Annotated in this window: 14 protein-coding genes and 1 tRNA gene; 5 read left to right on the forward strand and 10 right to left on the reverse strand. The window is 66.4% G+C overall.

The genetic code is table 11. The annotated features are described in order from the left end of the window. Both ACIQ42_RS00530 and ACIQ42_RS00535 read right to left on the reverse strand, forming a co-directional pair. Positions 1-294, reverse strand: a 294-nt coding sequence (locus ACIQ42_RS00530) for a nuclear transport factor 2 family protein (RefSeq protein ID WP_397420275.1), incomplete at its 3' end; no start/stop codon positions are given. After that, positions 291-1,781: a carotenoid oxygenase family protein gene (locus ACIQ42_RS00535; RefSeq protein WP_397420276.1), complete on the reverse strand. Its 1,491-nt coding sequence runs from the start codon at positions 1,779-1,781 to the stop codon at positions 291-293. The genes ACIQ42_RS00530 and ACIQ42_RS00535, both read right to left, overlap by 4 nt. 152 nt (positions 1,782-1,933) lie before the next feature. On the opposite strand from ACIQ42_RS00535, the gene ACIQ42_RS00540 reads away from it, so the two are divergent. Continuing rightward, positions 1,934-2,698 carry an SDR family oxidoreductase gene (locus ACIQ42_RS00540; RefSeq protein ID WP_397420277.1) on the forward strand — a complete coding sequence of 255 codons (765 nt, stop codon included), beginning with the start codon at positions 1,934-1,936 and terminating at the stop codon, positions 2,696-2,698. A gap of 230 nt (positions 2,699-2,928) precedes the next feature. Continuing rightward, entirely contained in the window at positions 2,929-4,014 is a 1,086-nt protein-coding gene (locus tag ACIQ42_RS00545; protein WP_397420278.1) for a serine hydrolase domain-containing protein, read from the forward strand. A 9-nt stretch (positions 4,015-4,023) separates the two neighbouring features. Here ACIQ42_RS00545 and ACIQ42_RS00550 read toward each other — a convergent pair whose 3' ends face one another. Then, positions 4,024-5,418, reverse strand: coding sequence for a neutral/alkaline non-lysosomal ceramidase N-terminal domain-containing protein (locus ACIQ42_RS00550; RefSeq protein WP_397420279.1), 1,395 nt, complete (start codon positions 5,416-5,418; stop codon positions 4,024-4,026). Positions 5,419-5,432: 14 nt separating this feature from the next. Further along, positions 5,433-6,272: a PIG-L deacetylase family protein gene (locus ACIQ42_RS00555; protein ID WP_397420280.1), complete on the reverse strand. Its 840-nt coding sequence runs from the start codon at positions 6,270-6,272 to the stop codon at positions 5,433-5,435. A gap of 88 nt (positions 6,273-6,360) precedes the next feature. On the opposite strand from ACIQ42_RS00555, the gene ACIQ42_RS00560 reads away from it, so the two are divergent. The 3 genes from ACIQ42_RS00560 (at position 6,361) to yghU (ending at position 9,650) form a co-directional block, all read left to right on the forward strand. Continuing rightward, positions 6,361-7,413, forward strand: coding sequence for an iron-containing alcohol dehydrogenase (locus tag ACIQ42_RS00560; protein ID WP_397420281.1), 1,053 nt, complete (start codon positions 6,361-6,363; stop codon positions 7,411-7,413). Between the two features lie 15 nt (positions 7,414-7,428). After that, positions 7,429-8,670, forward strand: a complete 1,242-nt coding sequence (locus ACIQ42_RS00565; RefSeq protein ID WP_397420282.1) for a DegT/DnrJ/EryC1/StrS family aminotransferase — start codon at positions 7,429-7,431, stop codon at positions 8,668-8,670. Between the two features lie 101 nt (positions 8,671-8,771). Then, positions 8,772-9,650, forward strand: coding sequence for a glutathione-dependent disulfide-bond oxidoreductase (gene yghU / locus ACIQ42_RS00570; RefSeq protein ID WP_397420283.1), 879 nt, complete (start codon positions 8,772-8,774; stop codon positions 9,648-9,650). Between the two features lie 3 nt (positions 9,651-9,653). On the opposite strand, the gene ACIQ42_RS00575 is transcribed toward yghU, so the two are convergent. The 6 genes from ACIQ42_RS00575 to ACIQ42_RS00600 all read right to left on the reverse strand — a co-directional run bounded on the left by ACIQ42_RS00575 (position 9,654) and on the right by ACIQ42_RS00600 (position 13,743). Then, positions 9,654-10,730 carry a YeiH family protein gene (locus ACIQ42_RS00575; RefSeq protein ID WP_397420284.1) on the reverse strand — a complete coding sequence of 359 codons (1,077 nt, stop codon included), beginning with the start codon at positions 10,728-10,730 and terminating at the stop codon, positions 9,654-9,656. 100 nt (positions 10,731-10,830) lie between these two features. Beyond that, positions 10,831-11,349, reverse strand: coding sequence for a UGSC family (seleno)protein (locus tag ACIQ42_RS00580; RefSeq protein WP_397420285.1), 519 nt, complete (start codon positions 11,347-11,349; stop codon positions 10,831-10,833). Between the two features lie 31 nt (positions 11,350-11,380). Beyond that, positions 11,381-12,967, reverse strand: a complete 1,587-nt coding sequence (locus ACIQ42_RS00585) for a peroxiredoxin family protein (protein WP_397420286.1) — start codon at positions 12,965-12,967, stop codon at positions 11,381-11,383. A 22-nt stretch (positions 12,968-12,989) separates the two neighbouring features. Then, positions 12,990-13,084, reverse strand: a tRNA-Sec gene (locus ACIQ42_RS00590). A 66-nt stretch (positions 13,085-13,150) separates the two neighbouring features. After that, positions 13,151-13,465, reverse strand: coding sequence for a type II toxin-antitoxin system RelE/ParE family toxin (locus tag ACIQ42_RS00595; protein ID WP_397420287.1), 315 nt, complete (start codon positions 13,463-13,465; stop codon positions 13,151-13,153). Continuing rightward, positions 13,465-13,743, reverse strand: a complete 279-nt coding sequence (locus tag ACIQ42_RS00600) for a type II toxin-antitoxin system ParD family antitoxin (protein ID WP_397404586.1) — start codon at positions 13,741-13,743, stop codon at positions 13,465-13,467. The genes ACIQ42_RS00595 and ACIQ42_RS00600 overlap by 1 nt, the downstream gene beginning before the upstream one ends. Positions 13,744-13,821: the final 78 nt, after the last annotated feature.

Consider the following 13,821-nt stretch of genomic DNA (forward strand, 5'->3'; position numbering starts at 1 on the left):
GCAGGCGTCCATGGTCCAGAGGGCGCCGTCGGGAAGTGACGCCTCAAGCACATGTTGTTGCACAAACCCGTCTGACAGCGCCTCGCGTCGCAGGATCCGGTAGTGTCTGTCGGGCATCCTGCGGACCATCCAGCCCAGCAGTTTCATGTTCTCCTCGACGGTCTGCTCGATGCCGTCGGTGTTGTGCCATAGTTTGGCATCCGGGGCGTAGCAGGCCCGCACCGCATCCATATCGCCGGCCTGGACGGCGGCCATGTAGCGGGCGCCGAAATCGACGTAATCCTGCGGACTCATGCGGTTGCTCCTGTTACCGAGACGCCGTTCCTGATGAATTCGCGGTCGGCCCAGACGCTGTGGGTACCGCTGGAGATCTTGTGCGGCAGGGCGATCCGGACCACGGGGCCATCTTCGAAGCGCTTGCAGTCGATCAGGACACATTCCGACGTGCCGGCGGCCTCGTTGATGATGAAGCTGACCAGATAGCCGTCGTCCTCGTCCGTGGCGTTGATGCGCGGCACGAAAGGCGCCTCGCTGGCGTATTGGCCTTCCGGTAGCGTCAGCGACCACGACTGGCCGGTTTCCAGATCGTGTTTCACAAAGCCCTTGAACAAGAACCAGCCGGGCTTTGTGAAGGTGGAATAGGCGTAGCGATAGGGCTTGCCGGCGTAGCGCTGGTTGAACATCCCGAATTCCAGCACCCGATCATCCAGATGATGCTCGCGGGTCTCGCCGGTCTTCAGGTTGAACCGCCAGCGATGCAGTTTGGACAGGAATGAGTGCTCATCCAGAAAGCCCATCATGTGCTCGTAGCCGGCCGGCGCATCGGCCAGCGGGCGGGGCGTCGGTTTCTCCTGGAAATAGCCGTCCATGACGATCTCGTCGCCGTCCTCATAGGCGTTGAGGAAGTGCAGGATGTAGGTGGGATCAGCCTCGAACCAGCGGATGTCTTCGGGGTTCCCGAAGCGCGGGATCACCGCAAACCGCGACGACATCCCCCTATGCTCGCGCACGGCGTGGACGTTGCGCTTCAGGAGCTCCTCGTCCCAGAACACCGGCAGGTCGTTCAGGATCGAGTAGTTGGCGGTGAACGCCATGTCGTGCGGCAGGCGGGGCCCGGGCAGGGGCACCGGCACATAGTGGACCCGCTTTCCGGTCCGGTCGACAACGCCATAGTGCATGTAAGGCGCGTGCTTGGAGTAGTTGAAGAAGAGGAGGTCGCCGGTGGCCTCGTCGACCTTGGCGTGGGCCGAGACGCCGTCCAGCGGCGCCCAGCTGGCGACGCCGCCCTGTTCCAGGGTCTCGGGATCCAGCCAGTAGGCCTCGCCGCACTGATAGAAGGTCGCGACGATCCGCCCGCCATGCACCACCACGTCGGTGGATGCGGTATCCTTCAGCCCGCCATGGGCGCCAAATCCCGGACGCAGCGAGACGCCCGCGCCGTCCATCAGGCCGCCCCAGAGCGATTGTCCGGCCTCCTGTTCCGCCTCGAAGCCGCGCGTGCGGACAAAGCGATTGCGATAGTCAGCCTGGCCGTTCTTGAAGCTGATGACATGGACCATCCCGTCGCCGTCGAAGGGGTGATAGCGGCCCAGCGCCTGATGCACCGGGTTTTCGGTGTTGCGGACATAGACGCCGTCGATATCCGTCGGAATCGCGCCTTCCAGAACCGTAAGGTGGGTCGCGTCGACCTCCTCGTGCAGCGGGGTCCAGGCGCCGGTGAGGTAGGGGTGATTGCTCGGCTGGAGCGAGGTCTTCACCGGAGGCAGGCGTTCCATCTTCATCGGGGGCTCCAGTCCGGTTGGGGAGCGGCACACTATCAGCGTGACCTGCCTTCGCAAGTTGGGTCATCGCGCGCACAGATCATCTACCGCGCGGCGGCTGGCCGGTTTAAGGAAGCCGGCAAGACTTCAGGAAACGTCACGGGCAGGAAACCATGAACCTCACGGACAAGATCATCGTCGTCACCGGCGCGGCAAGCGGCATTGGCCGGGCGCTGGCGCACCGCTTTGTCGCGGAGGGCGCGCGCGCCGTGGTCTGCTCGGACCGCGATGGCGACGGCGTTCGCGCTGTCGCCGCTGAAATCGGCGGCGTCGCCATCCAGGCGGATGTTTCCCGCGAGGCGGACATCCAGGCGCTGATCGAACAGGTCGAAAGCCAGATCGGACCCATCGACCTCTTCTGCTCCAACGCCGGCATCGGCGTCGGCGGCGGCGCCGAGACGCCCACGGAAGACTGGCAGCGGATCTGGGACATCAATGTCATGGCCCATGTCTGGGCGGCGCGACACCTGGTGCCTCTGATGGCCGCGCGCGGTGGCGGCTATCTGCTGAACACCTCGTCGGCGGCGGGTTTGCTGTCGCAGATCGGCTCGGCGCCTTACGCCGTCACAAAGCACGCCGCCGTCGGTCTGGCAGAGTGGCTGGCGATCACCCACGGCGATCAGGGCATCAAGGTCTCCGTGCTGTGCCCGCAGGCGGTGCGGACCGCCATGACCGCCGGCAATCCGGACGGCGTCGCCAGCATCGACGGCATGATGGAGCCGGACGTGGTGGCGGAAGCCTGCGTGCGCGCGATTGAGGCCGAGACCTTCCTGGTCCTGCCGCACCCCGAAGTCCTGACCTATATGCGCAACAAGACGAATGACTACGATCGCTGGATCGGCGGGATGCGCAAGCTCAACCGCAGATTTGCGGGATAGCGTCCCGACCCGCGGATTGTGAACTTCGTTGCAGTCCGTGGGCCGCCAGCGTGTGGCTTTCAAGATCCAGGTTGCGGCACCCAACGGTCGCCGGGGCCAGTCCAGGTCATGTTCGCACCCGGCGGTAAGCGCCCGGCATGGACTTCCTGATCCGACCCGCGGGATCTAGGGTGGCGCCTGCAGATCGGTCATCTGTCCGGTTACCGACATAGCGATGGGCGTGGCATGACATGACAAGCCGCAGGGTCTTTGTTGGCGCGGCAGCGGGGCTCGCGATCGGTGGGCCGTCGATGGCGGCCGGGTCGGAGTACTGGCCTGCGGGCAACGACTGGGCCGGTCCCGCGCCGGGCGGATCGGGGCTGGATCAGCAACGTCTTGCCGCGGGCATCGATGCCGCTATGGCCGAGCGCAGCAGCAGTGTTGTGGTCCTGCACAAGGGACGGCTGGCGGCGGAACGCTATGCGCCCGGGGTCAAGGACCCCAGCCTTCAGGAGATCGCCTCGGCCGCCAAGAGCATGGTGTCCGTTCTGGTCGGCATCGCCATCGATCAGGGACGTATCAAGAGCGTCGAGCAAAGCGCCGCCGATTTCATTCCGGCGTGGCGCGACAAGCCGCAGGCGGCGATCACAATCCGTCACATGCTCAGCATGACCAGCGGCCAGAATTTTCGAGGTCTGGCGTTGCGCGGCGTGGCCGGCGACCAGTTCGGCATAAACGCCGCTGCTCCTCAGGCGGTCCCGCCCGGAACCCTGTGGGCCTATGACACCGCGACATTCCATCTGCTCTACCACCTCATCGAGCGCGCGGTTGGCGAGCCGTTCGAGGTCTTCGCCGGGCGGAACCTGCTGGGCCCGCTGGGAATGAAAGACACCACCTGGCTGACCAATGTGGGTCAGGGCCCGGGCGGCCCTGTGACGAACTACTATTCCGCGCGAAGCTCGGCCCGGGATCTGGCTCGCTTTGGCCTATTCGCCCAGCGCGGTGGTCGCTGGGCCGGGCGGCAGATCGTCAGTGCGGCCTATCTCAAGGCGGCGACCTCGCCCTCACAGGCGCTCAATCCGGCCTATGGATATCTGTGGTGGGAAAACGCCCGACCCGGACGCGGCGCCGGCGTCGGCGCGGGTGGGGCGGAGGGTGCGGGATATCGCTTCGAAGGCTCGCCGCGCGACACCTTTGCGGCCATGGGCGCTGGCGGGCAGGTCGTGATGGTCGTGCCTTCGCTGGAACTGGTCGTCGTTCGTCAGGGACAGAACCCGGCAAGTGCCGCCAGCCTGCCTCGCCTGCTGGCGGCGGTATGCGGTGCGGTCAGAAGCTGACGGGTGGCGTCACGCCGCGCGGAGGCCGGCCAGCATTGCAGCCGCGTGTTCGAGCGCGACCTCGACCTCTCCCGACTGCAAGCCCGCGGTCACGGTTTCATAGCGAACTGACGCCTCCGGTTCGGCGAAGTGGGAGGCCAGCGGCAGGTAGCGCAGATGGGCGTTGGCCAGACCCACGATGAAGGCGGTTGGGCTCGCGGCCAGCTCGGACCAGGCCTGTCCTACCTCGACCATCACCTCGCCGGGCAGCGCCAGTAGCTCGAAATCGTTAATCCGCATCACCTGGACCGGCGCCTTGACCGGCCTGGGCGGCGTGGCAACCGCGGGTCGCTGATAGAGCCCCAGATACCGGCAGCAGGCGATCATCAGTTCGCGCATGTCGTCCTCACTGAGGTCGCGGGCGACAACCACCTCTGAGGCCACGGACCAGAGCGGGCCCGGCGGCAGGCCGCGTTCGAGGTCCGGACCCAGATAGGTGGCCAGCGTCGCGCGCGCGTCGGCCAGCAGAGCGGCGGCGGCCTCCGGCGAATAGTCGGCGAAGTTGGGTTTCAGGAACAGGCTCTGCCGATCCGACGAGACCCTGAGCGGCGCGGTGACCGTGGCGCTCGCCAATACGTCCGTCACCGCCCGGGCCAGATCCTCGCCCATCTTGCGCGTGTCGGCATAGCTGCCGCCCACATAGCCGCGCGGGTCCAGTGCGTCCCGATTGGGGCTGGTGATCGGCACCACATTGCCCTCGGTGGTGTTGAAGAACAGCGCGTTGACGCCCGGCGTGGCGGCCTCGATGGCCCGCTGGGCCAGGCCTACAAAGTCGCCGCTTATGTGCAGGTTATCCCAGCCCAGGGTGACGGGATGGCATCCCGCGCCGAACAGCACGGCGATCGGCGCCCCGGTTTCCGCGTCATCCGCGATGACGACCGGGATCCGCCTGTCGACCAGATTGGGCGCCCCGCGGGTACGGCGATTGAGGAAGCCGTCCAGTTCGCCCACCCCGGTGCGAACCAGGCAGGGCCGCGCAGTGTCCACCGCCTGCACGCCGACCAGGATCATCGCCGCCTGCAGCGAGGCCGCGAACGCCGCGATACCGGGTGCGCCGTCTCCTGCATCATGAGGCACGGGCCCGGAGTGGGTATGTGAGGCACAGACGCAGATCTGCTCCGGCGCCAGCCCCAAGCGTTCGCCCAGCGCCAGGGCGACGGCCTCACCCAGCTGCCTCGGCGTCGAGATCAGGTCGGCGGTGATCAGCAAGAGCCGGTTCTCACCATCGTCGAGGAACAGCGCCTTGACGAAGATCCGGTCAAGCACGCCCTGGCTGGGCTGGGTGCGCTGTCCGAACCCCGCCATCATCACCGGCCAATCCGGGGTGATATCGATGCGCGCTGTCCCTGCCCGCGATGTCGCCATGGCCGCCTCCCGTTTCATAGCCGCCGCCCATGCCGGGTCAGCAGGCCTTCAAGTCCGCCGAACCGCACGACGCGAAACTCTTCCGCTGCGTCCAGATCGTGGCGCTGACCCACCTGGCGCGCGCCACCCCGGATCAGCATCTCGACAAAGGGCCGAAGGTCGCCGCCAGCGGCGACGTCATCCAGCAGGGGCAGGGCCCAGCCGCCGGTTCTCGCCTGCATCCGGACCTGGTTCACATAGTTGCGCAGCATGGTCTGGTGACACAGTGCGGCGTCCAGCTTGCGCTCCAGAACCGGAGTGATATCGATCACATCGGTCACCTGGGTCACCGAACGCCCGAAGTACCACCGCTCGAAACAGCCGTGTGGCGCCAGACCCGAAGCCAGATGTTCGGGGTGATGCAGGGGAAACTGGCTGGTCCAGAAGGCCTCGTCCACCGCGGCGGCGACCTTGATGTGGTCCTGGTTGTCCTCGCCGTACATTGCATAGGGATCGAAGGTGACCAGGGCATAGGGTTTGTGGGTGCGGATCTGGCGGATCACATGCTCGCGCAGGGCCACCTCGCTGGCGTCGCCCAGAACGTCGGTCGCATAGCCCAGCTCGACGATCTCGGTGATGCCTAGGGCGGCGGCGGCCTGACGGAACTCTGCGGCGTTGGCGGCGATGGTCGCGGCTTCGGTGAGGTTGTGGGAGTCCCAGCGGTCATCGGTGACCCGCACACAGACGATCCGCCACCCGGCATCGGCCCAGCGCAGGATCGTGCCGCCCAGAAACAGTGCCGGGTCGTCTGCATGGGCCACCACCAGCAGGATCGTGCGGCCCTCTCCAGGCGCGATGGTGGTCGGCGTGGTCATGGGATTCAACGCTAGGCGCCGGATCGCCCGGGGTCAAATCATTGACCACCGGTTTGTGGCCTGCATAGGCTGAGTTGCAGGAGACTCGATGGCGCGCGACGCAGACCCTTTCACCTCGATCATGATCGGCGAGCCCTTTGATGTGGCCGAGGTGTCGCTGGGGGACGTGCTCTCCGGGCTGGGATCGTACACCGCCGTCGTCAACGATCCACCGTGGACTCTGATCGCGCCGGCGTTTCCGAAACCGGCGCGGGTGATTGTCGCCGCGGACATGGAGCTTTCGGAGCTGGAGGCCCTGGCCGCGGTAGGCGACGCCGGCCGCACGGTCGTCGGCATCGGCGGCGGCACGGCCATGGATACCGCCAAGTTTCTCGCCTGGAAACACGAGAAGCCCCTTATCCAAGTTCCCACCATCACCTCCGTCGACGCCGCCTTCACGGATGCGATCGGCGTGCGCCAGGACCAGCGGGTGCGCTACATCGCCAAGGTCACACCGCGTCTGGTGGTCCTCGACCTGCCCCTGATCCGGTCGGCGCCGCCGCATCTGAACCGCGCAGGCGTGGGGGATGTGCTGTCGTGCCACACGGGTCTCTTTGACTGGAAACTGGCCAGCGACGCCGGTCATGGCCATCCCTGGCGGGCCGACCTCGCGGCCCTTGGCGCTGAACTTCTGGACGGTCTGGACGCCGCCGCGGGCGACATCCGCGATGTCTCCGCCGATGGAATCCGGTTTCTGGCCCATGCCTACCGCCGCATTGGCGCCGCCTGCGCGCAGGCCGGTCACAGTCGATTTGAGGAAGGCTCCGAACACTTCTGGGCCTATGCCTACGAGGCCTTGACGGGCGTGTCCCAGATCCATGGCGAACTCATCGCCTGCGGCGTGGTGGCGCTCAGTGTGGTGCAGGGCAACGACCCTGGCCGCGCCGCCGATATTGTAACCCGCAGCGGCGTCCGCGCCCATCCGGTGGACCTCGGGATCACCGAGCAACAGTTCCGCGCCGCCCTGACCGGACTGGCGGCCTATGCCCGCGCGGAGTCCCTCGACATATCCGTGGCGGATCTGGCCCCGGTGACGCCGGATCAGGTTGACGCCGCCTGGCAAGCGGTCTGCGCGTTGCCGCGTCGACCCGTGGCCGCATGAGCCGGAGCCATACGAATGACCTCTGATAACCGCGTCGCGATTCTTGGCGGACAACCGCTCATTGCAGCGCCTTTCCCCCGTTGGCCGATCTGGGACGACCGAGAGCGCGAGGCCTTGTCCGCTACCCTGGACAGCGGCTGCTGGTGGGATGGCGACGGGGAAAGGGCGGCGCGCTTCGCCAGCGACTTCGCTGCCTACCACGGCGCAAAACATGGCCTGGCCATGACCAACGGCACCCATACCCTGGAGACAGCTCTGGCGGCCTGCGACGTCGGCGAGGGCGACGAGGTCATCGTGCCCGGGATAACCTTCGTGGCGTCCGCTGGCGCGGTGCTGGCGGTCAACGCCACGCCGGTGCTGGTGGATGTTGATCCCGAGACCCTCTGCCTCGACGCCGCTGCCGCAGAGGCCGCCATCACAGAGCGCACCCGCGCCATCATGGTGGTCCACGTGGCGGGCGCGGCGGCTGACCTCGACGCGCTCACCGCGCTCTGCGCGCGCCGGGGCCTGCATCTGATCGAGGATTGCGCCCACGCCCACGGCACGTTCTGGCGGGGCCGGGGCGTCGGCTCCTGGGGCAGTTTCGGCAGCTTCTCCATGCAGTCGTCAAAGCTGATGACCGCCGGCGAGGGCGGAGTGCTGATCTGCAACGATGACCGGTTGCGCGACCTGGCCCGCAGCTACGCCAACTGCGGCCGCGTGGAGGGCGAATGGTTCTACCACCACGTCCGCTACGGGGCGAACCTGCGCATGACCGAGTGGCAGGGTGCGGTGCTGGCCGCCCAGCTTGAACGGTTCCCTGAGCAGAACCGCAGGCGTAATCAGAACGCCGTGGCGCTGGGCGAGGCGCTCTCGCGGATCGAGGGCATTCGCCCCCAGTTTCGCGATCCCCGGATGAACAGCCAGGGCAACTATTGCTATGTCTTCCACTATGATCAGGCCGCCTTCGCCGGCATGGACCTGCGCCTGTTCGAAAAGGCGCTGGGGGCTGAGGGTGTGCCCATGGGCGTCTCCTACCCCAGCCTGAATGAACTGGAGGTGTTCCGCCGCGGCGACTTCGGGCCTCGCCTGCGCGCATCGGCGCCGAAGATCGACTATGCCAGCCTGCGCTTGCCCGTCGCCGAACATGCAGCCCGCTCGACGGTCTGGCTGCAGCACCGCCTCTTGCTGGGCGAGCCGGATCAGGTGTCGGGCGTGGCGCGGGCAGTGAAGCGCGTCCAGGATCAGGCGGCGGAGATCGTGGCGGCGGGTGGTTAGCCGACCGCGCTTCACACTCGACTCGCAACCACTGTTCATGCCACCCAGATAGGCCTGAGCGCAGGTCCAATGCGCGCCCCCTGGAAACGTCTGGAGCCCCCATGAGCGACGCCACCTACACTCCGCCCGCCGTCTGGACCTGGAACAAGGAGAGCGGGGGCCGGTTCGCCGCCATCAACCGGCCGATCGCCGGACCGACCAAGGAGCACGTGCTGCCCGTCGGCAAGCATCCGATGCAGCTCTATTCCCTGGGCACGCCCAACGGCGTGAAGGTGACGGTGATGCTGGAGGAGCTGCTGGCGCTGGGGCATTCGGGCGCCGAGTACGACGCCTGGCTGATCAACATCGGTGCGGGGGATCAGTTCGGCTCGGGTTTCGTCGACATCAATCCCAATTCCAAGATCCCGGCCTTGCTGGACCGCAGCGGCCCCACGCCGATCCGGGTGTTTGAATCCGGCGCGATCCTGATCCACCTGGCCGAGAAGTTCGGTGAGTTCCTGCCTACCGAGCCGGCGGCGCGCGCCGAGTGCCTGTCCTGGCTGATGTGGCAGATGGGCTCGGCGCCGTTCCTCGGCGGCGGGTTCGGCCACTTCTACGCCTATGCGCCCATCAAGATCGAATACGCCATCGACCGCTACGCCATGGAGGTGAAGCGCCAGCTGGACGTGCTGGATCGCCGTCTGGCCGAGAGCGAGTATCTGGGCGGCGCCGACTATACCATCGCCGACATGGCCGTCTGGCCTTGGTACGGCGCGCTGGTGAAGGGCGTGGTCTATGAGGCCGGCGAGTTCCTGCAGGTGGCCGAGTACAAGAACGTCATCCGCTGGACCGACCAGATCGCTGAGCGGTCCGCCGTCAAGCGCGGCCGGATGGTCAACCGCGCCCAGGGTGATCCCTCCAGCCAGCTGCGCGAACGCCACGACGCCTCGGACTTCGACCTGCGGACTCAGGACAAGCTGGACGCAGGCGCCGCCGGCTGATCCTCACATCAGCTGGATGGCGGTCAGGGCGAAGGTCAGGATCACCAGCGTCTCCAGCACGATGATCGCCAGTGAGTTCCAGCCCACCTTGAACATGTCGCCCAGCGAGGTTTTGACGCCCACCGCGGCGATGGCGGCCACCAGCAGCCAGCGGGAAACCTCGCCGGCGGCGGCGGGCAGTTCCTTCGGGACCAGGCCCGTGGAGTTGATCGCCACCAGGGCGATAAAGGCCAGCAGGAAGCCGGGGACCAGCGGCGCGGAGCGCCAGCTGGTTTTGGTCTCGGATTTCGCCCGGAACATCAGGGCTACGATGACGATCACCGGCAGAAGCAGGGCCACGCGGAACAGCTTGACGATGGTGGCGGTGTCGCCGACCTCCTTGGAGACGCCGTAGCCCGCGCCCACCACCTGGGCCACGTCGTGAATGGTTGCGCCCAGCAGCAGGCCGGTCTGTTGTTCCGAAAGCCCCAGGGCGGCGGCCAACACCGGATAGGTCACCATGGCCACCGTCGACAGGGCGGTGACGCCCACCACGGTCAGCAGGGTGTCGCGCTCGCGGGTGGGCGAGGGGGGCAGGACCGACGATATCGCCAGCGCGGCCGAGGCGCCGCAGATCGCCACTGCGCCGGCGGTCAGGACGCCGAACTCGGGCCGGAGCTTGAGCACCCGTGAAAGCAGCCAGCCCGCAGTGATGGTCAGGGCGACGCCCAGCGTCACCACCAGCACCACATTGCCGCCGAGTGACAGCACCTGATCGGCGGTGATCCTCGCGCCCAGCAGGGCCACGCCAAGCCGCAGCAGTTGGCGGGTGGCGAAATCCAGGCCGGGCCGATAGCTGGCGTCGGCCCGAAGGAAGTTCATCGCCATGCCCAGCAACAGGGCGAACAGCAGGATCGGGACGGTGTAGTGATCCGCCAGCCAGGCGGCGGCCATCGAGACCAGCACCACGATCGACAGGCCTGGCGCCAGCTTGCGGGCCGTGGTCAGCAGACTGGCCCGTGTGACGGGCACCTCGACCGGATCTGGAACGCCCTCGAGCGAATCCAGCGACGAGGCGGTGTAGTGCTCTTCCCTCAGCATAGGGTGAGATCAGCCCATTCCCCGTACAGGGCAAGAGGGGCCTTTCAACTGACCGTTGTTCACCCGGCATTTCCTGTGAACGCCGGCGGAGCCCGGCGTCCTAAACCGTCAGCGCGGCGATCACCTGTTCCAGCACCGCCCGAGCCTTGCCGCGCATCTCGTCGTCGGTGGCGTCCTGAATCGGATGGTCCACCAGCACATAGCGCGCGCCTTCCATGCCCAGCGCCTTGCGCTGAACCTCGGCGGCCTGGCCAAACTCACTGGAGGCGATGGTCACCGCCGGAAGTCCCTGGATCTCGAACCATACAGTGTCGTGCAGACTGCACGTCGTGCATGATCCTCAATCGGCAAGGCCTTCCACCAGAACCGCGCACTCGGCCTTGATTTTCAGGCGCAGGTCCGACGGGCAGGGCTTGGTGAAGGTGGGCTTGGCGTAGCGCTTGATCTCTACCTTCGGATACCGGGCCGCCATTAGCACTTCCAGCTCGTCCAGCAGGATGTTGCCGCGGGGCTTGGCGATATCCAGCAGCCCGATCACCCCGGTGATATCGCCCGTTCGCACGGTGATCTGGCGCTCGACGGGGACCCGCTCATCGGTCGGGTCCAGAATGGTCGTCATCGATATCCTCCCTGGTTCAGCCCTGAGGCTATCAGTATTCGATTTTCCGGGAAACGCTGATCGATCCCATCGGTCCGGTCACCCACCCGTGGAAGGCGGCCGAGAACTTTCCGGCGTCCGAGCCCGCAACAACAATGTGGATGTAGGCGTCGCTGGCGAACTTGGAGACCGGCGTATCCAGCTGCGCGTCCGTCATCTTCGCGGCCATGGCCTGGGTGATGCCGGCGCCCGAGATCTCGTTGGCCACCATGTCGCGCATGGGTCGCATCGTCACCGCCTGGATGCGTTCGCGCAGACGCGCCTTGGAGTAGGGGCCCTCGCTGGTCAGTGTGGCGACATGTTCGGGGCAGACCACCAGCAGGGCGTCGGTGTGCATCCGCCGGATCTTGGACAGGAACATGCTCTCCAGCCCCAGGCCCAGGGTGCCGCCCATCTGGTCGGGTCCGCGGGACTCCTGATCCACGATCTGCACCGGCCCGCTGGTCATGGCGAAGGCGGTGACCACCGAGTCCTCCGCCTTGAAGCCGCGCTCCACATGCAGCGGCTCCCAAGGTGAGCCCTCCTCCCACTCCGCAAAGCACATGGTGAACTTCATCGGGCTGCTGAGGGTGGAGCGGTCCACGCCCCCGGGCTGCGCACCGCCCACATTTCGCACCACCAGCCTGAGCGCGCGGCCAATGGTGGCGTTGGCGCGGTTGCCGGGTCCAAAGGCGCCCAGCCGCATGTTCATGCCGATGCGCTCACGGATCGGGCCATTGACCACCAGCACCGGCGAGGCTCCCATGGTGGTGGCGGTCACACCGTGCATGTTGAACTCGTCGGTGCAGACGGCCTCGACGGCGGCGATAACCACCGGCAGGTACTCGGGCTTGCAACCCGCCATCACGGCGTTGATGGCGATCTTCTCCACCGTCACCGGCGCCATGTTGGGCGGTACAACGGCCACGATATCCTGCGGCGCGCGCGGTGTGCCCGCCAGCATGCGGATCACCCGCTCGGCCGTGGGCGGGATCAGCGGCAGGCCGTCGCTGAAGCCCTGGTCGAACATGAACTCGGCGATGTCGTCAGCGGTGGCGATTTCGATCCGCCGCGCCCGGATCGGGCTGTCGTCGGCCTCGGCCTGTAGCTTGTCATGGATCTCCGGGTCCAGGTGCTTGGAACCGCAGCCGGGCCGCCAGTCCGGCAGGTCCGCCCAGGCGATGACGGCGGGGGCGGCGTTGAGATCGGCGGCGATCTGGCGGTCCAGCGCCTGCCACTCCTCCCGCACAAATCCTTCCAGCTTGGTCTTCACCACGCCATCGGCGCCGATCCAGTAGACCGCCGGAACAATCTCGAAATCCCAGGCGAAGGAGGTCTTGCACGCGCTGTCGTCCAGGAACGGCAGGGTGAAGCCGTGGCGATCCTGCAGGATATCGTTGCCCTCGCTCGACTGGCCCAGCACCAGCACGTCGGCGGCCTCACCCCACGCCAGGTGAAACGCCTCCAGCAGCGGCGCCGCCAGATTGCAGGTGTGGCAATCCTCCTTGATGAAGGCGATCAGGCTTGGCCGCCCGGTCGGGAACCGCCGGGTCTCGCCGGCGCGGTCGGTCAGGGCGAAAGGCGGGCAGGGCACGGTCATCGAACGGGTCTCACCACAGGCTTGGCGGAGATGGATGGGAATCGAACCCACCACACGCCTTTTGGACGTGTCACTGGTTTTGAAGACCAGGGAAGCCACCAGACTCCAGTCACCTCCAGACGGGATCACAGTAGGACGGGATGCGCCGGGACGCGAACGACTTTCTGGTGGCGTACTCTTGCCTCACGGCTGCTGGTTACCTGTCAGCATACTCTCGAAATCCTGCCCACCATTGAAAACACCGACAATCGTCACCAAACCCTCGCCAACCGCAAAGGCGATCACGACTCCCCGAAACGCCAGGGTTCGAAGACCCGGTCGAATGTCGTTTCGCGGTGCACCGCGTTCAGGGAAACGGCTCAACTTTTCACATTGATCCAGGATTTTGCCGACGAACCGCTCAGCTGTGCGCGGCGATGCTTCAACAGCAATGTATCTGTAGAGCGCGATCAGTTGAGCATCAGCCTCGGGAGAAACGACTATGCGGTAGTCCGCCATCAGGCTTTTGGGGCCGCGCGATCATGCTCCTGCGCCAGATGCGCCCGCACCTCCCGGAGCGACAAGCCACGGCCAGGATCCGCGGCCATGGCGTCATAGGCCTGGACCACGTCGGTTTTCAGCCAGGCTTCGATGGCGCGGTCGCGCGCCTGGAGCGCGCGAAGCCCCTCACGGATGACCTCGCTCTCACTGGCGTAGTCGCCGGACGCGACCTTGGCCCTGACGTCTGCCGCCATCTCATGGGGAAGGGTTACGCTGAACTGTTGGGTTGATCGCATGGATAGCCCTCGCCTCAGTAGGATTTAATCATATTGGACGTTCCACTCAAGTGGGAACCCTGCTTGAGCGCCTTTCGG

It is taken from the genome of Phenylobacterium sp. (assembly GCF_044372605.1).
Taxonomy (GTDB): domain Bacteria; phylum Pseudomonadota; class Alphaproteobacteria; order Caulobacterales; family Caulobacteraceae; genus Phenylobacterium.

Excerpts from the sequence above, each read along its gene's own strand:
- ACIQ42_RS00535 (WP_397420276.1), bottom strand. The coding sequence starts at position 1,781 with ATGAAGATGGAACGCCTGCCTCCGGTGAAGACCTCGCTCCAGCCGAGC.
- ACIQ42_RS00540 (WP_397420277.1), top strand. The coding sequence starts at position 1,934 with ATGAACCTCACGGACAAGATCATCGTCGTCACCGGCGCGGCAAGCGGC.
- ACIQ42_RS00545 (WP_397420278.1), top strand. The coding sequence starts at position 2,929 with ATGACAAGCCGCAGGGTCTTTGTTGGCGCGGCAGCGGGGCTCGCGATC.
- ACIQ42_RS00550 (WP_397420279.1), bottom strand. The coding sequence starts at position 5,418 with ATGGCGACATCGCGGGCAGGGACAGCGCGCATCGATATCACCCCGGAT.
- ACIQ42_RS00555 (WP_397420280.1), bottom strand. The coding sequence starts at position 6,272 with ATGACCACGCCGACCACCATCGCGCCTGGAGAGGGCCGCACGATCCTG.
- ACIQ42_RS00560 (WP_397420281.1), top strand. The coding sequence starts at position 6,361 with ATGGCGCGCGACGCAGACCCTTTCACCTCGATCATGATCGGCGAGCCC.
- ACIQ42_RS00565 (WP_397420282.1), top strand. The coding sequence starts at position 7,429 with ATGACCTCTGATAACCGCGTCGCGATTCTTGGCGGACAACCGCTCATT.
- yghU (WP_397420283.1), top strand. The coding sequence starts at position 8,772 with ATGAGCGACGCCACCTACACTCCGCCCGCCGTCTGGACCTGGAACAAG.
- ACIQ42_RS00575 (WP_397420284.1), bottom strand. The coding sequence starts at position 10,730 with ATGCTGAGGGAAGAGCACTACACCGCCTCGTCGCTGGATTCGCTCGAG.
- ACIQ42_RS00585 (WP_397420286.1), bottom strand. The coding sequence starts at position 12,967 with ATGACCGTGCCCTGCCCGCCTTTCGCCCTGACCGACCGCGCCGGCGAG.
- ACIQ42_RS00595 (WP_397420287.1), bottom strand. The coding sequence starts at position 13,465 with ATGGCGGACTACCGCATAGTCGTTTCTCCCGAGGCTGATGCTCAACTG.
- ACIQ42_RS00600 (WP_397404586.1), bottom strand. The coding sequence starts at position 13,743 with ATGCGATCAACCCAACAGTTCAGCGTAACCCTTCCCCATGAGATGGCG.